At 59.0% G+C, this 22,483-nt stretch carries 28 protein-coding genes; 1 reads left to right on the plus strand and 27 read right to left on the minus strand.

Annotated features, from left to right (window positions below; all coding sequences use genetic code 11):
- Window positions 1–25 precede the first annotated feature (25 nt).
- From D4765_RS14360 to D4765_RS14470, 23 genes are all read right to left on the minus strand, one after another.
- Window positions 26–376 carry a hypothetical protein gene (locus tag D4765_RS14360; RefSeq protein ID WP_136642991.1) on the minus strand — a complete coding sequence of 117 codons (351 nt, stop codon included), beginning with the start codon at window positions 374–376 and terminating at the stop codon, window positions 26–28.
- A 27-nt stretch (window positions 377–403) separates the two neighbouring features.
- On the minus strand, window positions 404–916 hold the full coding sequence (locus tag D4765_RS14365; protein ID WP_136642992.1) for a hypothetical protein: 513 nt from the start codon (window positions 914–916) through the stop codon (window positions 404–406).
- Window positions 917–946: 30 nt separating this feature from the next.
- Window positions 947–1,816, minus strand: coding sequence for a GH25 family lysozyme (locus tag D4765_RS14370; protein ID WP_136642993.1), 870 nt, complete (start codon window positions 1,814–1,816; stop codon window positions 947–949).
- A gap of 9 nt (window positions 1,817–1,825) precedes the next feature.
- Window positions 1,826–2,446 (minus strand): hypothetical protein, encoded by a 621-nt coding sequence (locus D4765_RS14375; protein ID WP_136642994.1) that lies wholly within the window; start codon window positions 2,444–2,446, stop codon window positions 1,826–1,828.
- A 9-nt stretch (window positions 2,447–2,455) separates the two neighbouring features.
- On the minus strand, window positions 2,456–3,340 hold the full coding sequence (locus D4765_RS14380; RefSeq protein ID WP_136642995.1) for a hypothetical protein: 885 nt from the start codon (window positions 3,338–3,340) through the stop codon (window positions 2,456–2,458).
- Window positions 3,340–4,404 (minus strand): hypothetical protein, encoded by a 1,065-nt coding sequence (locus tag D4765_RS14385; RefSeq protein WP_136642996.1) that lies wholly within the window; start codon window positions 4,402–4,404, stop codon window positions 3,340–3,342. The genes D4765_RS14380 and D4765_RS14385 overlap by 1 nt, the downstream gene beginning before the upstream one ends.
- A gap of 76 nt (window positions 4,405–4,480) precedes the next feature.
- Entirely contained in the window at window positions 4,481–5,248 is a 768-nt protein-coding gene (locus tag D4765_RS14390) for a hypothetical protein (protein ID WP_136642997.1), read from the minus strand.
- Window positions 5,249–5,325: 77 nt separating this feature from the next.
- Window positions 5,326–8,055, minus strand: coding sequence for a hypothetical protein (locus D4765_RS14395; protein ID WP_136642998.1), 2,730 nt, complete (start codon window positions 8,053–8,055; stop codon window positions 5,326–5,328).
- A 219-nt stretch (window positions 8,056–8,274) separates the two neighbouring features.
- Window positions 8,275–8,724: a DUF7426 family protein gene (locus D4765_RS14400; RefSeq protein ID WP_136642999.1), complete on the minus strand. Its 450-nt coding sequence runs from the start codon at window positions 8,722–8,724 to the stop codon at window positions 8,275–8,277.
- A gap of 69 nt (window positions 8,725–8,793) precedes the next feature.
- Window positions 8,794–9,495 carry a phage tail tube protein gene (locus tag D4765_RS14405; RefSeq protein WP_136643000.1) on the minus strand — a complete coding sequence of 234 codons (702 nt, stop codon included), beginning with the start codon at window positions 9,493–9,495 and terminating at the stop codon, window positions 8,794–8,796.
- Between the two features lie 106 nt (window positions 9,496–9,601).
- Entirely contained in the window at window positions 9,602–10,057 is a 456-nt protein-coding gene (locus D4765_RS14410) for a phage tail terminator protein (RefSeq protein WP_136643001.1), read from the minus strand.
- Window positions 10,057–10,407: a hypothetical protein gene (locus D4765_RS14415; RefSeq protein ID WP_136643002.1), complete on the minus strand. Its 351-nt coding sequence runs from the start codon at window positions 10,405–10,407 to the stop codon at window positions 10,057–10,059. Before D4765_RS14415 ends, D4765_RS14410 begins: the two co-directional genes overlap by 1 nt.
- Window positions 10,408–10,736: 329 nt before the next feature.
- Window positions 10,737–11,186, minus strand: a complete 450-nt coding sequence (locus tag D4765_RS14420) for a hypothetical protein (protein ID WP_136643003.1) — start codon at window positions 11,184–11,186, stop codon at window positions 10,737–10,739.
- 11 nt (window positions 11,187–11,197) lie between these two features.
- The gene (locus tag D4765_RS14425) at window positions 11,198–11,488 is read right to left on the minus strand and encodes a hypothetical protein (RefSeq protein ID WP_136643004.1); all 291 of its coding nucleotides are present in this window, start codon (window positions 11,486–11,488) and stop codon (window positions 11,198–11,200) included.
- Window positions 11,488–11,874 carry a hypothetical protein gene (locus D4765_RS14430; protein ID WP_201799326.1) on the minus strand — a complete coding sequence of 129 codons (387 nt, stop codon included), beginning with the start codon at window positions 11,872–11,874 and terminating at the stop codon, window positions 11,488–11,490. Before D4765_RS14430 ends, D4765_RS14425 begins: the two co-directional genes overlap by 1 nt.
- A gap of 18 nt (window positions 11,875–11,892) precedes the next feature.
- The gene (locus tag D4765_RS14435) at window positions 11,893–12,738 is read right to left on the minus strand and encodes a major capsid protein (RefSeq protein WP_136643005.1); all 846 of its coding nucleotides are present in this window, start codon (window positions 12,736–12,738) and stop codon (window positions 11,893–11,895) included.
- Between the two features lie 18 nt (window positions 12,739–12,756).
- Window positions 12,757–13,389, minus strand: coding sequence for a hypothetical protein (locus D4765_RS14440; RefSeq protein ID WP_136643006.1), 633 nt, complete (start codon window positions 13,387–13,389; stop codon window positions 12,757–12,759).
- Between the two features lie 117 nt (window positions 13,390–13,506).
- Window positions 13,507–13,767 (minus strand): hypothetical protein, encoded by a 261-nt coding sequence (locus tag D4765_RS14445; RefSeq protein ID WP_136643007.1) that lies wholly within the window; start codon window positions 13,765–13,767, stop codon window positions 13,507–13,509.
- Between the two features lie 10 nt (window positions 13,768–13,777).
- Window positions 13,778–14,839 (minus strand): phage minor capsid protein, encoded by a 1,062-nt coding sequence (locus tag D4765_RS14450; protein ID WP_136643008.1) that lies wholly within the window; start codon window positions 14,837–14,839, stop codon window positions 13,778–13,780.
- Window positions 14,817–16,481 (minus strand): phage portal protein, encoded by a 1,665-nt coding sequence (locus D4765_RS14455; protein WP_136643009.1) that lies wholly within the window; start codon window positions 16,479–16,481, stop codon window positions 14,817–14,819. The genes D4765_RS14450 and D4765_RS14455 overlap by 23 nt, the downstream gene beginning before the upstream one ends.
- A 55-nt stretch (window positions 16,482–16,536) precedes the next feature.
- Entirely contained in the window at window positions 16,537–18,027 is a 1,491-nt protein-coding gene (locus D4765_RS14460; protein ID WP_136643010.1) for a terminase large subunit domain-containing protein, read from the minus strand.
- A 380-nt stretch (window positions 18,028–18,407) separates the two neighbouring features.
- On the minus strand, window positions 18,408–18,899 hold the full coding sequence (locus D4765_RS14465) for a hypothetical protein (protein ID WP_136643011.1): 492 nt from the start codon (window positions 18,897–18,899) through the stop codon (window positions 18,408–18,410).
- Between the two features lie 436 nt (window positions 18,900–19,335).
- Window positions 19,336–19,692: an HNH endonuclease gene (locus D4765_RS14470; protein WP_136643012.1), complete on the minus strand. Its 357-nt coding sequence runs from the start codon at window positions 19,690–19,692 to the stop codon at window positions 19,336–19,338.
- A gap of 46 nt (window positions 19,693–19,738) precedes the next feature.
- Here D4765_RS14470 and D4765_RS14475 point away from each other — a divergent pair, with 46 nt between their 5' ends.
- Window positions 19,739–19,951: a hypothetical protein gene (locus D4765_RS14475; RefSeq protein WP_136643013.1), complete on the plus strand. Its 213-nt coding sequence runs from the start codon at window positions 19,739–19,741 to the stop codon at window positions 19,949–19,951.
- Window positions 19,952–20,459: 508 nt separating this feature from the next.
- Here the strand turns inward: D4765_RS14475 and D4765_RS14480 are convergent.
- The 4 genes from D4765_RS14480 to D4765_RS14495 are packed head-to-tail and all read right to left on the minus strand — an operon-like array spanning window position 20,460 to window position 22,347.
- Window positions 20,460–21,110: a DUF7341 domain-containing protein gene (locus D4765_RS14480; protein WP_136643014.1), complete on the minus strand. Its 651-nt coding sequence runs from the start codon at window positions 21,108–21,110 to the stop codon at window positions 20,460–20,462.
- Window positions 21,103–21,297, minus strand: a complete 195-nt coding sequence (locus tag D4765_RS14485; RefSeq protein WP_136643015.1) for a hypothetical protein — start codon at window positions 21,295–21,297, stop codon at window positions 21,103–21,105. Before D4765_RS14485 ends, D4765_RS14480 begins: the two co-directional genes overlap by 8 nt.
- The gene (locus tag D4765_RS14490) at window positions 21,290–22,003 is read right to left on the minus strand and encodes a hypothetical protein (protein WP_136643016.1); all 714 of its coding nucleotides are present in this window, start codon (window positions 22,001–22,003) and stop codon (window positions 21,290–21,292) included. The genes D4765_RS14485 and D4765_RS14490 overlap by 8 nt, the downstream gene beginning before the upstream one ends.
- A complete protein-coding gene (locus D4765_RS14495) occupies window positions 22,000–22,347 on the minus strand; it encodes a hypothetical protein (RefSeq protein ID WP_136643017.1) in 348 nt (115 codons plus the stop codon). The genes D4765_RS14490 and D4765_RS14495 overlap by 4 nt, the downstream gene beginning before the upstream one ends.
- Window positions 22,348–22,483: the final 136 nt, after the last annotated feature.

Genomic DNA, 22,483 nt, shown 5'->3' on the forward strand with positions numbered 1-22,483 from the left:
GGACGGCATGAACGATGGAAGGGTGTTACTGGGTTGGCGTGACGAGTCCCGTGATGGGATCGACAGTCACAGCAGCAACAGCCTGCGGGACAAGTGCAGGTGCTGGCGCGAAGAGGGTCCGTACCGCCGCCACAGCATCGGAATGGATCGGGGCGTCGACCACAGGTGCCGCAGCCGGTGTCGCGACGACGTTAGCTACCGCGAGAACGCCGACCGGGGCACCCAGATATGCGAGAACCGAGATCGTCGCGATTAGCCATGAAGGCTGAGCAACCGAAATGGAAGAGAAACCCACCTGGATGCCATACGCGGCGAGAACGGCGATGATGTAGATGCCGTAAATGGTTTTGCGGGCGGTCGCGTTGGTGACGATCACGCCGAGATTTACGCTATTCATGATTGGTCAGTCCTTCTTGTCGATGATGCGATTGGTTGCCGACAACTCAATATGCTCAGTGAGCTTCGCGGCAGTATCGGTGGTGGTCTTTTTCAGTGCAATCGCCTGACGTTTTACATGCCCGATATCACTTTTCACAACGGACACGTCTTCGCGGATTAGGCCTTGACCATCTTTCAGCTCGGCCAGTTCCAGCACGGCCTTAGTTACAGAGTCGTTCAACGACCCGCCACCGTTCGGCCCCACCTGATATGCGATCTTCCTCTGCGTCTTCACAACGTCCTGCAACGTCGCATCCTGACCCTGCAGGGTGGCATCCTGACCTTGCAGGGTGGCGTCGGTGCGTTTCATGAAATCCGGCAGCATCGTCAACGACTGGGTGAACGTCACAGATGCCTGCAAAATACGCCACAAAGCAGGAACGACTTTCACCCCCGCACCAATGACGCCAAGGACAACAGAGACAGCTATCACCCACTGCAGCCACGGCCACGCATCGGAGAAATTGAGACTAGGCAAAATGAGAACCCCTCCCGAGGTGGAAGTGGGTTACGGTTTCGCGTGCGTCGCGTCAGTGAGGTCTTTGATTGTCACAGGCAGCGGCTGCCCGTCCGCCCCCTTGCTGTACGCAGAGAGAAACGTGTAGTTCAGCGCAGACCACGCGGCCTCTTGGAGGTACTGGAAAAACTCGGGGCGCTGGCCGACAGGTGCGACCTTCACGAGGTCGAGCATCGCGCCGGTGACCTGCTCGCGAACAATGCTGGTGATGCTGTCTAGGTCGGTCTGGTTCAGAGGCATGTCTTCATCTCCGGGTTTTGGGGTGAGGTTGAGGTGTTGGGCGAGTGCGGCATCGTTGACCATGTTCGTGTCGACGGAACCCGACAATCCCGCGTGCTGCGCGACTGACGTGTACTGCCAAAGAATTCGGGTAGCCCACGGCCCGTTGCCCGGATCGCTCCCCGGTGTCCCCGTGTTCGCCCCGTAGTTGGCTCCCCATAGCAGTGACCCGTCGTCAGAGACGGCCTTCCACTGCGGCTGAAACAGAAGGCTGGTAGAACCGTAAGTCCATGGCGTCTGCCCAATCTCCCCACGGACGAAACTATTGAACTCAAGAACCTCGGCGGGCCCCCACGCGTTCGGTGATTCCACATCGATTGCAGTTACGTCGCCTGGTTTCCAATCAATGATCGAGAGGTACCATTTCGCAGCCACGGTCGGGTTGACGGGGCCGTTGAACAGGTATGTGCCGAACTGGCGGCCAACGCGGCGACAGTTTTCGCGGTTGTAAATGAGCTTCGAATCTTGAAGCATCCCACCGCCCTCAAGGGTCCCTGCGCGGGCGATAACGAGAGAGATGTCATCCGCGAGACCATCGAAGTTAGGAAAACCTTGGGCGTAGGAAATGTCGATAGCAACCATCAGTGCTCCTTACGGGCCTACGTATGTGGCCCAGATAGATGAACCGTTCTTGTTGATCGAGCCGGTGCCAGCAGCCAGAATGTACGACACCGTGAACGCCAGATCGCCGCCCGTCCACGTGAACGGGGAAACATAGTCGATGTTCCCCGACACCAAATTCACGCCCGCCTGCATGTCAGCAGACAGGTTCGTGGAAGACGCGATGAGGCGAAGGTTTCCCTCGGACTGCGCCGAACCGAACAAGGACAGGTTGCAACCCACCAAGTACTGTCCCGCAGCGGCACCCGTCAAAGTCCCCGCGATCAGGGCGGTTGCGGAACCCGCAGCGAACGTGTCAGTGGCGCTCCCGACCCGCAAGTACTTCCACGACTTGGAGCCGATCAGAATCGATGCGATCTGCCAGCCCGAAGAAGTCATGCGGTATGTGGGCTGGTTCGCGGTGTCCGTCTCCCGGAACTCCAACCCCACCCACGTCACCGTCAACGCAACACGTTGGGCGTGAGTGCCCGCCATGCTGTTGCCCATCAGGGCGGCGAACGCCCCGAGCTCGGTCAGGTCGGCGGCGTCTGCTGGGATGCCCGTCCCCGCATACTGTGGCTCGTTCTTCGGGCCGAGACTGTCATGTGCCACAGTGGACTCCTAATAGCTGGAAGTGATTCGAAGAGCGCCCGATTGGCCGTCTTGGGTGATGCTGGACAGATACGTTTGCCCGCCATGGTTGAGGCCTACCCCCGCGAACCCGCCGCCCGACTTGAGTGAGTCGCCGAACGAGTTGGGAAGCACCAACCAGCCCGGGGTGAGCGGCAACGAAACAGACGCCCCATACGATGGAGCACCGCCCGGGCGTGTCTGGTATGCGTGCAACGAAATGTTCGAGTTCGCCGTCACATTCACCGTTTGCACGGAAATGTAAAGCTCCACCAGCGATATCGCCGCCGAAGCTGGCACAGTGTCAGACACCGAAGAACCAAACGTCCACAGCCCCTGCCAATGATCGGCCGAGATGATCTGTGCCTGATTCCATCCCCCATACGACGACGAATATGAACCCGAATCGCCTCGAGCACGGAACGTATCAACATGGTTCGAAACACCACCGCCCGGCGCTGGCGGTGCGACAGGCGGCAGTGGCGACGTTGACATGGGGGCGACCGCGAACCCGCCGCCCTGCCACAACAACTTCCACATATCACCGACAGTCGGGGTGATGCCCCGCATGAACGGGACAGTCACATTCCCGAAGCTCGTAGACAGCGTGACCAGATTCGCGGCAACCGAAACGACCTGACCCTGACCCGGCTTCGGAACGGCAGAACCGAAAACGTACGGTTGGCCGTCAACATAGAAAACCCACACCGGTTCGTTGATCTCCGGCAGATAAGACCCCACCGTCCGCGCCGGCGTCCGACCACCACCGCAATCGACGTAACAGCCGCTGCTATCAATCGAAACCAGCGTGCCCGCGAATACCGTCACCAACGATTTCTTGGAGAGCAGTTGCAGGATCTGGGTGATGTCATCCATTACTGACCCACCGTCACTGTCGTTTGCTGCGTCGCATCCGTCGTCCGAACGATGTTCGATACGCGGGCGACAAACTTGCTGGTGACGGTCTGGTCGACCTTTCGAACCACCGTCACCACATCGCCGACCTGCCGTAGAGGGTTGAACGTTTCCGTCACCACTACCTTCACCGAGCGCAGCACTGACACCCGAGACAGGTTGTTCTGAACGAAAGCGTCAGCCTGGTCGCTGGTTACGATGAACTGCGACGAGTAGAACTGTGGGCGGCTGCGGTACGGCGAGACGGTTCCATCGCTGTTCCGGGTGCGCAGGGGGCCGTCTGTGATCTCGCCCGACGACAAGACGGACTGCCCGTTGCCCGCATACGACCGGACAACAAGCTTGTTCCGCACCGACGCATTCGACATGCCGCGCACCACGGCAATGAGTGTTCCGTCACCGCCGCTGATCGTGTCAACTGGGGCGGGCCACGTGTTGGGGCGCATCGACACTGTGCCCGCCGAAGTCATGTAAGCGGTCGCATCCAGCACGGTTGCGAGGTCGTACACGGCCTGCAGTTTTTCCTGCTGATACGCAACAGAAGCCGGGATTGTGCCATCAGTGATCGTGCGGGTGATCGGCAACCCGGTGAGGCGCTGAATTTCGTTCCACACGCTCGACAGGTCGGGCGGTGAACCGGGAACATCGAACTTGTCATCAGAAACAGCACCGAAATAGTCAGTGAACGACAAGTCGATACTGTCGCCGCGGGTCAGAATGGCGGTGTTGAACAGGAACGCCTCAGTGACAATATTCGGGGTATCTGATATGAGGAACTGCCCCAACATGACCCGCTCACTGAAACCCGGGCCCGCCGAAACAATCACCGACAGGGACAGCACCGTACCGAACGGCGACAGGATGTCCCCAATATTCTGCGGTGCGATGCTGTCAGCGAAGTCACCCTGATACACGACCGTCAAAGACCCTGTGCATTCGACCTGAGCGCTGTCATCCTCCTGGAATGTGACATTCGTTACGGGAAGGTCTTGCATGATCCGCACGCCGTCATACAAAACATCCACGTAGTATCTGTGATTGAACGAACCCGACGCGAGAACATCGGAAAGGGTTGAGCTGCCGTACCTCATGAGCCCCCTATCAGCCAGCTAAACCGGCCTTGCTGTAGTCGTTATCGCGCTGAATTCGGGTCGCGTACGCCGCAGCTCGTGCGGAACGTGTTGCATAGGCTGCGTCGATGTCCTCGCGCCTCAGAAGAGGAATAACCAGACCCGGGGCCGGTGGCAGAACCTCAGTGACACTCATCTGGTACGTCAGTAACGAGTTGACGCCGCCGATGACAAGGTGAGGCTCCGTACAGGCTGCGAAGAATAGGCGCGGGATCTGCAACGGTGGCGGTGTCCTGATGCACAGCACGGCGGGGTAGTCCGTGGAGTAGCTGCCGAACATCTGCTCAAACGTGGCAACATCGGCCAGGCTCGACAGGCGCACGTTCAGCTGCATTCCGGTGATGCCGTGACGCCTGCCGCCGATCATCCGACCGACCGTGCCGCCCTCAGAGAAAACGACCTGCCCGGGAATAGGCCGCACGATGTCATTGGCCGAATCCATAAGAATTCGAACCTTCACCACCAACCCAGGATTCAGGGGCTGAGAGATTAGCGCATCCGTGTAGTTCAAACCGATAGAAGTTGTCGAGGTGAACCCCAACGACGCACCGGTCACATCGAACTGCTCAGCCTGGTACGTGATCGTCACACCCGGAGGTGTCTCGTAATCCATCACAGCCGCAGTGCCAACGGCGAACAGTTTTACACCGCCGCGCACCTTGTATGTGCGACCTTCGATGATCTTCGAAACATTGATCGTCTGCGTACCCGTTGCGAGAGTGGGGAAGTTGACCAGCACCCTCGCAGCAGGGTTGTTGTCAACGAAAGGGGTGAGTGTTGGCGCGTATGGCATTCAGGCACCCCTTCCATTGACCATCATGCGAGGGCCGTCGCTTTCAAGCCCGCAGACAACGCAACCTGCCGTTGAGCTGCGGCCTTGTTGACAACCAACTGGGCTTCACCGTTCGCCATTTGCCTGATCACCCCGAACAGCGTCCCATCCATATAGATAGGTCGCTCACTCGGTGCCTGGGACTGCGTGCCGGTGGCATTAGATGAGGCAACTGACGGCAACGGCATTCCTGCGTTGATCGCCTTCAGCACTGGCCGCCATGTTGTCGCCTGCCCCTTGCGGTTCGAGATGACTTCCTCACCAGCGGACAGAAGCGTGTGGATCGAGTCAGACGACGCTGACCCGGGGCCGTACGCCGTACCACCCGACGTTCCACCGGCTGCGTGACGTTCGATAGTGCCACCGAACGCTTTCGTGCCCGCCGCCGCGGTGTCTCGAGCATCCGAGTACGTCACCGTGTTATCGGTCGAAATGTGAATCGACTTCGAAGCAGGCAACGAGTTGATCGCATCCCTCGTGGCCTGAATGGCGGCGAGAGCTGCAGCGTTATCAACCTCAACTTTTGTCGGCGGCACTGAGGTTGGGATAGCGAAGATCTTGTCGATGTACGTCTGTACCGCATCACGGTTCTCACCATGGGCGACAGCGTTATCCACAATCGACCGCTTCATGTCGTTCAGCTTGTTCTCGGTGTCCTGCGCAGACCCGCCCTGATCACGGAATGCCTGCGCGGTCGCCTGCGCCGAAGTCGTCAGGTTTAGCAGCTCACCGCGAGCCGCCGTGCCCGCAACTGTGTTCGAATCGAGGCTCGCAGCCCCATCTTTCAAAGCTCCGTTCTGGCCTTGCAGCGAAGACGTAACTGATGCGATTTGAGAGTCGAATTGGTTCTGTGCTTGCGCGTACGAGATCGCCTTACCGTTCAACAGGTCAAGTGACTGCTTCAACAAACCCGCAGCATCATTTTGCAGATACATTTTCGCCGTCGTCTGCTGCGTCTGGTCAGCCATTCCAGCCATAGACGCCGCAGCTGCCTGATATGCCGCGACAGAAACACGAGCCGCAGCAGCGTTGGTCTGAGTCGCCCCGGTCTGGTCTTGGATTGAAGCGGCGTACTGCTGATTCAGTTGCACCTGCGTTTGAATTGCAGCCGACTGCGATGTCATCGCGTCACGCACCGTGCCCGCAGCTACCGCCTGAGCAGCCTGCGACGCGGTCACCTTCGCGCCGGTTTGCAGTGAGCCCTCAAGCACGCCACGAGCTTTGTCTATGATGCCGGTGACCTGCTGGCGGGCAGCGCCATCAGCAAGAGTGGCCTCGGTCAAGGTCTGCGTCGAAATGCCCAGCTTCTGAGCCGCAGTGAATGCGCCTGCATCCTGTAGCGCACGGGCAGCCTTAGCCCGTACGTTCTCACCAATAGCGCCCGTGTCAGCCGTGATCGCAGCCGTATAGTCGACCTGCGACTGAGTGGCAGTGTTGTTCGCCGCCGTCAACGAAATCACTACAGCGGCCAGAGCGGCAACACCAGCGATAACCCAACCGATCGGGCCGATAGCGATATCAGCCGAGACGCCCATAGCCGTGAGTGCAGCACTGATAGCCTCCACCATGGGTGTAACAAACACCCACGCCTTGAACGCCAGAGTGCCCCACGTGATTGCAGAGATCAGCGCCCCAAGAACCTCAACCGGGATAGAAGCGATCGCGTTCGAGATCCCGCCAAGCACAGTGAGACCCACCGCACCCATCGGGGCAAGAGCCTCAAGAATGTGCATCACCGCTGTAGCCAGGGCACCAAGCACCGCCTCCACAGTGGGAAGGTTCTGCATCGCGTAAGCGGTGAACTTCTCGAGCCCACCACCAGACGTCCATGCCCGGAACTTCGCCGACAGACCCTCAATGTACGCACCAGCCGTGAGTAGCAGAGGATTCAAGGTGATCAGCGAAGTAACGGCACCCGAGAACAGGTTCACCGTCGTACGCCCAAGCAGACCCGAGAACTGCGAAATCTCATGATTCAGAACAGGCATCGCATTGTTCGCGGTAGCAGTCATCTGCTGAAACGAGGAAAGGAACTGAACAGCCGACGTTTGCGCCAAAGTATTGAAATCAGACTTCAGAGTCTTGAGCGACGACGAATACGCGACGCCCTCAGCGGAACCCTCCGCCATAGCGGCTTTGATGCCGAAAATCGCTAGGACGCCCGCAGCGCCCATGCCAGCCAGAGCGCCAGCAATGCCAATAGCGCCCGCAGCCAAAGGCGACGCGAGAGGGACAAGGGCGGCAACCGCGGCGATGATCGTCGTGATTTGGCCCGCGTTGTTCTGATTCGCATTCGCAGCCCTGTTCGAAGCGCCCGCAACAACGTCCTGAGACACAGCCTCACGAAGGGCCGAAGTCGATGCCGCGTCCTGCTCCCGGTCAAGAAGCGCCACCGACGCGGCAGCCTCAGCGGCAGCACGACCATGCGCCCGCTCTGCAGCAGTAGCCGCAGCGGTCGCCCCAACAGCACCAGCCGAAGAGCCGCGCACGGTGACGTTCGCATTGGAACTGCCCAACCCCGCCTCAGCAACATGGACAGCCTCAATCGCGGCCAACGCTTCCGAAACATTCGCATCAACCCGGATAGTCGGCTGCATCTGGCCCAACTCGGCGACATCCCGCCGCGTCAGACCGATAGCCTCAATCCACTTCGCCCGGTCAAGATCAAGGATTCCCTTGATAGAACCAACAGTCGTTGCGCCCTCGTTAGCCATTCACTGCCTCCGTGGGTGTTTCGTCTTCGGGTCTGAAATGTTGCCCAAGGGGCGAATCGGGGTCACTGAGCATCCCCGCGATATGAGCCAAGAACCATCGCCACGTACGGGTACGAAATTCGCGCTCAAAATCGACGCCGAGCTTGGTGAACGAGTACACGACGGTCGGCCAAACATCGATGATGTCTGTGACCGCAACCGGCTTCCCGGCAGGCTTCGCTAACTGCTTGGGGAGGTCGTAGCCTTCGAACGCGCCCGTGATGGGGTCTTGGTCGCCCCACCCGTACTTTGCGATCTGCGCGTAGCCCTGTTCGCCTGTGCCGCCCTCTGGATCACCAGTTCGGCTAGCGCTTTTGGGTCGACACCGGCCTCCCATGTAGCCTCTGCGACGTTGCGGCCATACTGGTAGTCGGCGAGAGCCGTTAGCCCGCATCGAGTCGCGAACTGTTCAGGCACGTCATCTTCTATCAGCCGATCCCAGAGCGGGCCGAGCAGCATCTTCCACAACTCCACCGGGCCCTGCTGTGCCGCCTCCGATTCGCTGTCGCGTTGCATCTCGGCCAGCTTCAAACCAGCGGTGATACTCAACGGCGGGCACACGTACTCGGCCTCCTTGTAAGGAAACACGAGCGGGTCAACGTCGAACTCTTCGTACGGGCGTAAAGCCATGAGGATGCTCCTTTGATCGGGGATAACCTGGCCGACCCCATCCCCACAGGGCCGGCCAGGAGACTGCGGTTACGAGCGGGTGTATGCCAGCGCGTTCGAGGTGCCGATACCGTTCGTGACGGTGACAGGCGCAGAGCCGGCAGAACCGGTCGGCATGATTGCGACGAGAACGCTGTCGGAAATGATGACCCACGAGCTTGCGTTGACCCCGCCGAACTTCACACCGGTCGTCGCCATGGTGGTCAGGAATCCCGAACCACCGATGGTGACCTGGGCACCAGCCGCAGCACCAGAAGGTGAAGCCGACGTGACGACAGGAACGACAGGAGCATTGAACGGGTTGGAGATGCGAGTCAACGCACCGTCACCCTTGAATGTCACCGTCACCTCGTCAATATCAGCAACACCCGTCTTCGACTGGTTCCAGTCAACGAGCGCGATACCCGTCCAAGCGTCGAGTCCACCGTTACGGTCGTACCAGCGCGTGTAGAGACGAGCTAATGAACCGAACTGGAATCGGGTCTGGTCGGCGAGAAGCTGGCCCGGGTCAGACGGAATTCCCGCCGTGGTTGGCATGAGTGCCTTGACGACGTTCTGCCAGCCGGTCATGGTTTTCTCAAAACCGTTGAAACCGTTGGTGTCGTACGTGTCGGCGGCTTGAGTGGTCGGGTTCTCGGTTGAGGCGAAGTCGGTGATACCGCCGTACTTCACCCACGTGGTGTTGTCGGTGGAAATATCGACACGGAATCGGCGCGCAAGAGCGACAGACATTGTTGCCTCCTAAAGGCATCAGGGCATGAAAGAAAGCCCCAAGACGGATGCCGAGGGGTCGGAAGGCCGCGGTTGCGGCTACCTGTGGGGGAGGTGGTCTAAAAGGTCACCACGAGCCGCCAGCAGGGCGGTTGGTGGTCGTCGGGGTGGACACGTCGAGGTAGTACTGATCGACTCGCTCGAATCTCTTCGCCGCGTCCTGACCCATCGGGATAGACACGCGCCGGTTCATTTGCACGACCGTGACCCCGCCAAAGATGAGGTTCGTGGTGCCATGAAAAACATCGAACACAGAATCGCCGAGGTTCTCCGTATCGAGCGGCTGGTTTGGAAGTCCACGGAACCGGGCCTGCACCATCACCTGCCCGAAAGCGTTCGTGATATCGTCGCCCTGATTCACCGCCGTCAACGTCATAGCCCGGTCGGGCTTGTCGGGGAGGGCTACGACGTAAATGCCTGTCTGGGATGCCGAATACAGGCCATTTGGGGTGTACGTGAAGCCAATATTTGCGGATGCAGCGAACTTCGCGAGTCCGTCGAGAAGAACAGAGTTGACGCTCATCAGAATGCGCCCCCAAGTTCATCGGCAATGATCTTCATCACCGCGTCTTTTTCTGTGAGCATCGGCTGCTCGAGGTACAGCGCTTGACCCTCGGTGTGCCGGAAGTCAAGCGAGTAGTGCTGATTGCGGGCGTACGGGCCGGGGTAGTAGATCTCAGCGGATTCGCCATCAGGTTTCACTGCCGCCTTGCCACGCAGATCGCCCGTCTCAATGGGTGCTAGTCCCACCGACACGCCCCTGACATGCTCAGCGGCCTTCAGTAGCGCGGGGAGCGACCTTTCAGCGACTCCTGCATCTACCCCGGCGAGCATGGAAAGGAAATCAGAAGCGTCCCACTCCAAACCAGCCATTTTGGCCCCCTACTTGAGTGCTACAGCCGTGTGGTCGACAGGTGAACCGAATCCGTTGTCGCTAGTCGTGATGACCCGTGACGTGCGACCGTCAGTGGTGGTAACCCGCGAGTCAGGCGCAAACAATGCCGAGGTGCCTGGGTAGGTGTAAATCTGGGTGGAGGACACGACTTCTTCGCCTGCACCGTTACGCACAAGAACGGTCTGGTTCTCCACTAGGCATCCGATGGGCGGCGCGAGAATAACAGGCGCGGAAAAAGTGTCGGCACCTAAACCTGTCTGCCCAAGGAACGTCTCAACGGTGACCGTGTGCACAAAAAATCGGGAGATCATCCGAACGTCCAAGCCTGAGGAACGAGAAGGTTTTTACGCCGCAATACGCGGGTAGCTTCAGGAACCAGCCCGGTCACTGCATCCGCTTTCGCCTGCGCAGCAAACAGCGCATCCGCGTACGTCTCGCGCGCCGAACCAATACCAGACGAAGACGCCACCCCAGCAACCATCACGCCACCACTGAGCGGGTCATACCCGAACGCCAACCATGCGGCAACCTGAATGCACGTCGCATCGTTCAACGCTTGCTTCGTTTGCGCATTCGTCGCCAACCCTGTCAAAGGGTCGATTGCGTAATATGCAGACTCGGTGGCATCCAAAACGAGGATCGTGGCAGACCGCAGCAGATTCGCCGCATTCGCCGGGGCAGCCGCACCAGTCCACGCCGCCAAATCAGTCGGAGACGCTAACGCGGCAGGTACAACAAAGTCACCATAGAAAGTCATCAGAACCCCTCTCAGTGACCGTAAAGTTCGATCAGATCCGTTTTCGTCAACGCCTCAGCGTCATCAGGGGTAATCGGTGAATCAGTCTGCTGGGAGGCATGAACTGACCAACCAACCCACTCAGCTTTTGAGGCGTAGGGTGTCGGTTTTTCCCGGATCGCCGATTCCTGATAGGGGGTACCGTCCGCGTTCACACGCTTCAGGTACCCCCTCAGGAGACGATCCTCAATCGGCTCGGAAAGAGGCAACGCCATCGCGAAGATGACGCCGCCCTCCCCGAGGATGTGAACCGTCTTAGACATCAGGCCGACTGCCGCCCATCGATGGTGAACGCCGTGACAGTCATGATGACCGAAGTCTCAATCGTGTACGAACCGTCAGGCTGGGCGAAACGCGCCGACTCGAACGGGCCGATCCATGACGTGCCAGCAGTAGCGATCGATGCGGTGGCCGCACCCTGTCCGCCCGAGACGGCGAGAGGCTGGCTGCCGCCTAGAACAGAGACAGTGCCAGTGCCACCAGAAGCGTTCGAGACGCGGAGCAGCACAACCTTCGAACCGGTGTATGAGATGGTGAAACCGTTACCAGCACCAGCCACAGAGGCAGTACCAGAAGGGTCGGCAGTAGCGTTAGCGCCAGCCGAGGTGACGCCTGTGAGGGCGGTGGGAGTGAGAGTTACGCGAGCCATGAGCTACACCAACCTTTCTTAGGAGACGGTGACGAGAGCACTCGCCAGCGAGTCGGGGCGGACAACCTTGGCACCGTAGAGCCAGAGGCCCTTCACTGCGTCGGAGAACGACGACTGGGGCCGGTAAGCCTCAACCTTGCTGATCTGCTCAGCGAACGTGATGGCACGGTCATTACCGGCGATCACAACCGAGTCAGAACCCGTCGTGGGGGTCTGGTTCGACAGAAGAATGTCGAACCCTGCAGCACGGCCAACAACACCGTTTCGCAGACCTTCGGATGTGCCGGACTCGTTGACCTTGATGAAGCGGTTGTCGCGGAGCAGGCAGCCATGCAGGTCGGGCGAGATCGCAACGGAACGCGACTGCGAAAGCACATTCGCCTTATCGAGCCGAATCTTCAGCGGGACAAGAACCTTGTCGTAGGCGTCAGTCGGGGTCGTAGACGAGTTGACGGTGATCGCGCCGAGCTGGTTGCTCTGCTGGATCGACGTGTAGAACGAGGACAGGTACAGGTCGATGACGTTGGCTGTTGCGAAAGCAGCCTCATCCATCGCCTGCGGGATGACATTGCCCTTCGCCTGACGCTGGTCAACATCATCGACCGCGAACGCGAAGTATTTCGACTGGTCGACCACGAGGGTGCGCTGCGAGTCGTTGACCTGCTCGGGAACGATCACGGTGCTGTTGGGCACGTAGTTGCTGATCGTGGGGCGACCGATCGACGTGATGCGAACGGTATCGCCAGCTTCAGCGATCTCCCCCTCGTAGTCACGGTTGATGAACGCAGAGTAGATGAGGTTCTGACGGAGCGCGACGAGAAGATTCGCGCTCCAAATTTCCGGCCTAAAGCGGTTGATTGACACGATTGTGTCCTTTCGGGGTTAGAGCAAATGCGCGAGCTTGCCCGCTTTGTGGGCTGCTGCGATCTGCTCGGGTTTCATTTGCGCGAGTTGCGCTTCGGTGATTTGGCCTGTCTCCCCGGTCCCGCCGAGTTCCACGCCACTCGCGCCAGCCGCCAGGACTGCTTTGAGATTTGGGTTGGCAGCAACAGCCGCCGTGATCGCAGCTGTGACGGCTGCACCGTCCGCAGGGTCCAGCCCTGAAACGGAAGACATGAATGAGTTGGAATCGAGAAGACGCGACGGGTCGGCACCGGTCGCTGCGGCCGCTTTGAAGATCGCGAGTTCACGGGCCGACTGGGTTGCTGTGGCCTGCGCAGCAGTGAGCGAGGCAGTGAGCGCGGCAGGGTCGGCGGCGGCATCAGGCTTGATCCCGAGCGCGACGGCGAGCTTGTCCGTGAGTTCCTTCTGCGCATTCTCAGCGGCAGTCTTCGCGGCCACTCGCTGGTCGCCTTCGCCTTTGCGCGCGTCGATGATGACCTTCTGCGCCCATGCGGGGAGGTCTGCGACGTTCTCAGCTACCGGGGCAGTCACAACGGGCGCGGTGGGTGTTACCGCATCTAGGGCAGGCGCGGCTGGGGTAGGTGCGGTGGTGGTTGCGGGTGCGTCGGTCATGATGGTTTGTCTCCTTCGAGCGCCAGGCTCTTTCGGTGGTGGGGGAAACCCGTGCCAGACGGGCGTTAAATGCGAAAGGCCCCGCCAGAGTTGACGGGGCCTTTCAAGTTGTGTTGGTTACGGAACGATTGCGCTGAGGACGATGGTGTTCTGATCCTGCGAAACCACAGCCCATGACAGAACTGAGTCGCTGAGCACAATCTCGGGGAGTTGCGGGACGATCTGAATCTGAACGGCCTGCACCTGCTCATTGCCGACACTGAAGATCGGGCTGTCAGTGAGCGGCTGCGGTGCAGCGTCGTTCGTGAGGGTTGCTGTGATCGTCTCTCCCGGATGGTAATTACCATCCGGCTTGTCGTACGTAAGGGTGTAGGTCATGAAAGGCTCCTTAGTTGCCCAAATTGAGTTGTTCTCTGCGTGAAATGCGCACACGGCCCGTCTGGTCAATGAACTGCCGCATGTTGGCCTGCGCCTGCCGAACCGCGAACTTCGCTGCGGTCGTCTGCTCAGGGGTATAAGAGCCCTCAAGTTGGCGCTTCGCTGCCCGCACACCACGTTCGAGTGCTCGTTGCTTCTGCGATTCGTCGTATTTGGCCTGATCGTCGGCGCTCCACACGTGAGGTGGCGGGATCTCCGTCACGCCGGGGAAGTAGCCGACGAGAATATGGCGACAATTCGGGTGAAACAGTCCTGCCGCGGTTGCCTCTTCGATCGTTGACGCGGCAATTTCGTCAGGCGCACCAGCAGTCAAGATTTCGCCCTGCCATGGAGCACACAATGGACACGGGTGGCCGTCATCTGAGACCGTGAAGTACTGCACACCGGCCTGTTGCATCCGATCAAGATGTGAGACGTTGTAGGCCCGCTGTGAGGCTGTTCTGACCGCCATCTCGACATACGCAGATAGCGACCAATTGCGGCCACGCGAATCCGTAAACCCCTCAACGCCTTTGCGGGTGAGATCCTTGTACGCTTTCGCCTGAGACAACGCCGGGGTGAGCCCTTGCACCTGATCGAGTGCAGCATCGGAAGCCACCGACTTGTAAATGTCGTCCGCGAACCGGGTGATGCCGACACTCAATGAGTTCAGTTTCCCCAGCAGATCCTCGCGAATCGCCCGTGCGGAACGTTCCGCGTGCGTCTCATCGAAGAACCGTGGCGGGGTGAGCCCTTTCGGGATCACACCCTCCGCAGCACCATCCTGCGCGGCACGAGTTATGACCCGTTCCACCAACGCCGGAGTATTAGACGCCAAACCAGCCGATGTTTCAGCGGCAGCGCGACGCAGTTTGAACCGCAACAAGTCGCCGACACCGTACTTTGCGATCATTGCCGCGAAAGTTTTGATCAGCGCCGTCTCGGCCTCAAGAAATGTTGCCAACAGAATTGCTGACAGCGCCGCAAGGATGACCTCGAGGGTGTGATCATCATTCGGCTGCTGATCCGTCACCGCTCACCACCGGAGCTTCGGGAGGAACCGCCATCGGGTCAACGACTGTGGGGGCCGCGAACTCTTTCTCCTGAAGCTTGAGTTCGGCGTCCCACATGTCGTCGTTCCAGTCAGGGTGCATGATCTTGATACGTTCGATCCGCGACGCCGACTCGCCCGTGAACAGGGTTTGCACCGTCTGCGCCAAACGCAACTGCGACTCGGTAACAGAATCGGGGAACTCAACCCAGATAGGCGCGTCCACGTTCGGGGTACCGAACACAACCCGGTCCACCGCGAGCAGTTTGGACAACACAGACGACAGGTGAGGGATCGCCGTACGAATCACCCGGCCGCGCATCAGGAACGTGCGCCGTTCGCGCGACTCAATCTCAGTTGCAGTCGTGTCAGCCTGTGTACGCATACCAGACGGCAGGTAGCCGAAAGTTTGCAAAGCAAAACCAGACATTTGCAGGATCTGCTGAATGAGCATCGTCGCCGTGGACTCATACTCTGCCGTGTTGAATGTGGGCTGCAGAACCTGAATTTTGTCGGACATTTTCACGTTCGGGCCAGAGATCTTCTCCGAAACGCCTACGAAAACATCCTGGTCAAGATCGATCACAGCACCCTGACCGGGGCCAGCAGATGACGTCAACGATTTGTCGTAGAACACTTTCGCGCGGGCTGAACGGCGTGCGAGCATCCAGTCAGAGAGCGTTTCCGCCAACTGGTCCATCAGATGTTCTACGCCGTCAAGGCTTGAGCGGCCCAAATACCGGCCCACAGAGTCCGTGCGCCACAACCGGTTCGGGCCGAGGTTCGGAATGTACTCAACACAAAGGCCGGGCGACATCGAATCGACTTGGCCGGCGACCGCAGACGCCTGCGTGAGAACGGACAGCGCGAACGTTTCGGGGCGTGAAGCTAAGTCCACGCGGATGCCGAGTTTGTCGTCTTCGCCCTCATAAAGCCCGTGGATGATGACACCGTATCCGCGAGTGTCGAGTTCGTGTCGCTCGAGGTGACGCCACACCGTATTACCCTCGCGCGCGATGACCCGCCAGAATGTCACAGCAACGAGGCGACCCCAACGGAATTCGGGGAGAGCCTGATCAGCATCCACCACGTCCAAGAATGGTCGATCAGGGATAACAGCCATGTCCCACACCACACGAAGAAAGTGACCACCCAGAACGGCCCCGAGCTCGGCACCCTGCGCGAGAGTTCCGTAGAGCATGTCGTCGGCAAGTTGATTGAGGCGTTCCTGCGTCGGGTTCGCTTCGGATGCAGACGCACCATTACCGTCATTGTCGGTGTCGATACGAACAGTGAATGTCGGCGGTTCCGCATACAACAAGTCCGAGACGGCCTGGCAGATCATCGCAGCGATCGGGACAGGCAGTTTCTCGTTACGGTTCGGGCCTAACGTTCGCTGGCCAACGAACCACCGCTGCAGCGTACGACCAACGGTCGCCTTGAAACCGCCCTGGTCCGATGCGAAGAACCCGGTAGAGTCCTGCGCAACACCGCCACCGTATGCCAACTGCAGCGTCGCAAGCTCGTTCGAGTACCACGCCGACCATTGGCGCATGTGCTGAAAAATGGGGGTCAGATTCTCGGGAGGCCAAATTGCTTTCGGGTCGCTGATGGGGAGAGGCATGGCACCCCTTCCGGGCGGCTACGTAGAGAACCCCAAACGGGGCGAAGAAATGGAGCTACCAGCCCTCACCGGACTCGGAACCCTTCGGATACGAAAAAGCGTCACGATGAAATGCGACCGGGCGGGCATGGACAGGAATCGTCAAGCCGTTCTTTGTCATCACCGTCTCAAGATCAACAGGAACAGGTACGGCGTTCCCGAACACCTCATGTGGGCGAACAGCACCATCAAGCCGCAAAGCCGACACCGCCTGCATGAACGACATCGCAACATCGTCATGGCCAACACGATCAGGGACCGAGATCCGCATTGAACCGCCAGGGAGTTGTTCGAACTCGAGCCCGCGGAGCTGCTTGAGAAGTTCAGGGTCACGAGGCAGCACAAGACGCTTCGATTGCAGAAGGCCCTTGATCATCCCGAAACCCGACTGCTTACGGCGAATATCGGTCACAACCGGGGCGACAGCAGGAAAAAGGCGGGCCTCAGCGAACTTGTCACCCAACATCGTTGTCGGATACTGCCCAACCCCATTCACCTCAGATGCAACAACCGGTAGATAGTACCGTTTGCCGGTCTCCACAACCCGTTCGATGAAATCCGTGTACGCCCACCGGTATTTGTACTCAAACCATGGGATGAACAGCACCAGTTTGTTGCCCAGAAGGCCGCGGTTCAGCCCGTAATCCTCCAAAACTGACACCAACGTCAAAGCGTTCGCGTCATGCGCGTAACCCCAGTCGACACCGCCAGCAGCCGCATACCTGCGATCACTCCACCACTCGAGGTCTTCAGGAGCGCACAACTCGTAATCGGCAACAGCATCCATCAGCTCGGCCTGCCCGAAGAACGCGCCAGAGTCCTCAGTGAACTCACCCATAACCTCACGGGCGAACCACTCAGCCGTACGAGACGCCTTCAACTCATCCAGCAGAGCCTTATCCGCAAGAGGCGAGTTATACGACGACCACTGCCACGACTCATAATTCTCATTCGGCGCATCCATACCCCGCGCCCACAACTGCCGATACCAATGCTCAGACGAACCCCACGGCGACGAAGCAACAACCACCCGGGAACCAGGCCGCGAAATAATCGCAGGCAACGCAGCATCCCAAATCTCATTATCAATAAACCCAGCCTCATCAATGATCAGCAGATCAACTGGCCAACCACGAATCTGCCGAATCGACGCCGGCACGCTCCGAATCGTTGAACCATTCGAGAGGGTCAACAACGACTTGCCGTCATCAATAATCGACCCGCGCAACAACTCCGACCGAGACGCCAACGCCACACAATCCGCCAAAAGCCGCTTAGCGGCCTCCTCACCAGCAGAGACCACCAGAATCAGAATCCCAGCACGAGTAGACGCCTCAAACAAAGACACTTTCGCCAACGTCCGCGACTTACCAACCTGCCGCCCCGCAGCCACAACCCGAAACCGGGCCGAAGACCGCGCAAACGCCAACTGGTAATCCCACATCGGCTCGCCCAGCAAAACATCCGCAAACGCGCCAGGATCGGTCGCCGGAGAATACGTGGTCACGGAACATGCCCCCTGACCACGCGAAGCGTTCGAATTATTTTGTGGCGACCTTGCCCCGCTAAGAGCCGTCCACCACACGGGGCCATCCTTCGGGAGCTACCCGACACCCGGTTACCCACGCTCCCCACCAAGGATTCGAACCTCGTCAAGTTGGCTCAGAACCAACCGTGCTGCCGTTACACCAGCGGGGAATACACCTTCGAGAACGGCGCTCTAAAGCCACAGGAATACTCGAACGTACTAACTAGCCAAACCGGGAAGAAAAGCTGCACAAAGGCATACGCAGACGTTGCCAGAGGGGAATGACGACATGACACTCGAGGGGAAAGTGAAAACGAGAAACACGTTTGATATTTTTCGGGGTATACCGGGCCCGACCGTCAACCATCCTGGGGGGGTGGGGGTGTCCTGCCGGCCTCAGCCTGAGTGCGAAGCTCGGTGAGGATCGTCGCTGCTGATGCTTGCTGTCCTTGCGCTACGTCCTTGCCCAGCCGTGCCGCCGATAACGGATCAAGGCCGAGCCTGCTAGCCCACGTCTGTGCTGTTGCCATCCACTTGCGTAGCAGCTCGAGGGGTGAGGTCTGGCCTGCCTTGGCTGAGCCTGAGACGCTGATGTCCATGCCGTCGACCCACGTGGTAAGTAGCTGTACCTTGGCTTGTGCGGTAGCCCATGACCATAGGGCAGCGCTGAACCGTGCCTGCCCTAGGTATGCGGTTGCTGGGTCTGCTATGACCTCTGCGATGTACTCATGGGCTAGAGGGTCGACACGGGCCGGACTGTAGGTGCCGTGTGTGACGGCGAGCTTGTTGCCCGGCTGGAACGGTGGACGCTGACCTGGGAACGCCGGCGTCCACTCAACATCGTCACTCATCAGCGCTCCTGCAGTAAGCTTGGGTTGTCGCCGTGACCACACCGGTTGGACATCTCGGGTTATCCACAGTCCACCAATGGGAAAGCTCTGTGTCGAAATAACGCTGATAACTGCAATTACGTCAACACGTGCCGATCTGGCAGTCTGCTTAGTCGGTCATGAGTGTTTGCTGTGCCAGTTATCCACAGCCTCAAACACGCGGGGTTACAGAGGATTCAGCCGCTCAAGTAGCCGCGCCGACCACGACTCAGTTATGAGTGGGTTGTTGCGACTATTCCGATGGTGAGCAAGATTGCACCGACGGTGGTGTTGATCGCGTACGTGAGCCATGGGAAGGGTTCACTGGAACATTTGGTGATCTCTGTAATGTGTGCGCTTTCTTCATCCACGTAGTCATCTCGGGTGACTTGTGATCGGCGCATGGCGCTCCTGGGTGTTACTGGGTCAGTAGGTGGTCGAACCTGCGGTTGCGTACCATGTCTACGAAGTTTGCCCGGTATGAGTCCCACCTAAGGTTACTTAGAGCGTTGTTTGCGGGGTTGTCGTCGTAGTGGCAGACGATTTGGCCTTGTGCTGGCTGACCGAGGAACGTGAGTGCGATGAGGCGATGAACGTACATCTTGCGCGTTACGCCTTGGTCGTCTTTGATCGGCGCTGTGAGGTGGCCTGAGGTGTTGCGACCGAACCTGAGTTGCTTGAGCCCTTTGGGGGTAGTTACGCGGATGCTGCCGAGGGTGGAGGCTTCGTAGTTCGTGTGCCCTGGGATCGGCTTCCAGATGGTCTCTGTGCTCATGCGTCTAAGCCTACATCAAACGTCCTGCGTGCTGTACTATTGACGCATGGATATCGATGTGAAACTAGCCGAGCTGACCGATTGGGCCGACTCCGTACGCGATACACAAGCCATCCTGACCGACAACACGCTTGGTAGGGATCTGCGAATGCGTGAGGCTGCGAAGGCTGGTATCGGGCCAAGCGCTATTGGTCAGGCGACAGGGCTCACAAGGTCTCGGGTGAATGCGATCATCGGCAAGAAAGCTTCACGCACCTAGAACCTCGGGCATCCTGCATGCCGTGGGTGCACGCCCTTGGAGAGGAACACCGTCAACGTCCCCACTGCGAGGCGTGTACGGTACCCGAGCTTCACGTACTGATCCCGTGATGAGACTAGGTGTGTCTGGTCGGTGGAGCAGATCGTGAGTGGCATCATTGCCGCCGCCTTAGCTGTGCTTCGCTGAGTGTGCAGGAGTCGAACCTGCATAAATTTTGCCCGGCGTTGACATTGCCTGTATGTCGGCCTTTGAGTTCTCGCTATCCCCGTCGGGAGTGGAACACCGGGACTTTCGTGTGTCTTCTGGCCTTGCAAGCGAGCCGTTGCGTGTGCACGACAGCTACCAGAAGTGTGACCCGCGAAAGTCGAGCCCGGTTTCATTGGGAGAGTGTGGACTGCTTCGCGGGAAGTTAAATGCGAAAAGCCCCCCGCGTTAGCAGAGGGCCTTTCCAGAAGTTCGCGCAATTGTGCCGCGTGACTACAATTAAATCACAGATCGTAAAGTTTCGCTACATAATTGCTTCGGTGTTTCGCCCCTTAGCTTCAAGCTCGAATGCCAGCTCGCGCGGTGACCATGTTGCCGCGCATGCACGACACAGCGACCTGGCGTTGTCCACCAGCATCTCCTCGTCGTCAAGCCTGTAGTAGGTCACGAGCGGGTGAAGGTAGCGCAGGCCGTCACGTGGGCTCCACCAATCCCCGCTGAGGCAAACAGGGCACGCTTCGGGGTGCTCTCGCTCTCGTGGCGGTGCGAGCATGTTGCGGATACGGGCCGCCCACGAGCTGAGCGTCTTGACATGCCACGTCTCCCACTCGGTGGCGTGCTCGGTGCGGAGTGTCGCCACATACCAAGCGTCTAGGTCTGTGCCCATGTTCTTCGTTGGCAACAACTTTTGATCGCGGCACCACGACTTGATTTGCGAACCGATCTTCACCGCCTCGAACAGGGCGGCAGTGTTTAGCATCGACCCCTCAAAAGCAAGAGACGCACCCGATGTGGATGCGCCTCCCATAGACGATTTGATTGCAGCCTCAAGCTGCACGAGTAGTGGTAACTGTTCCACGTCACTCAAGCATTGGATGCCTGCCGTGTTGGTTTGCAGCACCTTCGATCTCGTCGGTCGAGTCAAATTCTGCACGGCGTCGAGTAGGTCAGTCATCAGTCGCTCCTTGAATGGGTACATGCCAGCTCCCGCCGGCGAGGAAAGGTTCACCGATCTGTACGCGCCAGTCGTCGGCGGCTTTACGAATATCGGCCTTCGTCAGGTCTGCGATGTCTTTCGGTTTCACCCGGAACTCGACACCACCACCGACCATGCTGACAAGACGGATACGGCGGTCACGCATGCTTCGCCTCGCGTTTTGTGAGGTACTCGTCAATCACGGCCATGCACTCAGGCCGGTTGCACGCCGCGTTCATCACCCAGCAGGCGCTGTAGCGTCCATGAGTGGCCTCAGATGGTGATGGGCACTCGATGTTCAAGCACGTTCTTGTGCCGTCATGGTGGCCTATCTGGTGGCCTTCACAACTGAGCGTGATCTTCCCGCCCGTGACTTTCGCCCACTTCTTCTCGTAGTCGACGGCCCACCCTTGGCATTTCGACCGCAGATGAAACGTGACCATCGGGCCGAGAATCGCAACCACGTTCTCTTGGAATGAGATTTGCTTCTGCCGTGGTGTGACCGTTTCGAGGCAGGCAGGGCAGCGAAGGAACACGTCGTAACGTTCAGCGCGTTCCATTGCCTCGGCAGCATCACGTTCTGCGGTCACCTCCCGGCAGGGTTGAATGTCGCCGCATTTCACACACACCGAGTAGTGCTCAGGGAGTCGGTCGAATTGGTGATATTTGCCCGCCGACAGGTGAATGTCATTCCGCCCAAGCGCTGTCCAGTCGTCTGCTACCGGGCGCAACCTGACCGAGATACGTGACTCGTCATCCATCGGGCGGATTTCGATCACCCGCCAGGCTTTGAAGTCGTAAGCGACGAGGCCACCCTCAGCGAGTTTGTCGCGGTGGCCGTAGCGGATGCTGTCAAGCGGATACCACTTCACGGTGTCTCCTCTGGGGTAGCGGGGGCTTCAAACCGGATCCAGCATCGGTCTTCGTCTGCGAGGTCGTAAAGCGCGTCGAGAACCGCATCGAAGTGGTCAACGTCGTCGGCGTCTTTGATCTCGTCCCAGAGCTGCCACAACTCGTTCGTGTAGTCTTCGCCGCCCTTCGCGCGGAACCAGTTCGAAGCTTTCAGCGCCCATGCGAAAGCGTTGCGGTTGACCTCGAACGACTCGGCCGGGTCACGCACCGCGAACACTTTGTATGGCCATGCAAGCTTGCCCGCATCTCGGAGAGCGCGTGCTGCGGTTGCGCTGGCGACAATGCTTTCAATTGTTCGTGACATTTTCTACTGCTCCTCTGGGGTTGGGTGGGTGTAAGGGTTGGGGTTTTTGGCGTCGTAACGATCCTGTGCAGCTGAACCCTCATCAGAACGGATGAGCTGCCTCCATATGCCGACTGCTCGCCCTTCCTCCCATGCC

The sequence above is a fragment of the Subtercola vilae genome, from assembly GCF_004923255.1.
Lineage (GTDB): Bacteria > Actinomycetota > Actinomycetes > Actinomycetales > Microbacteriaceae > Subtercola > Subtercola vilae.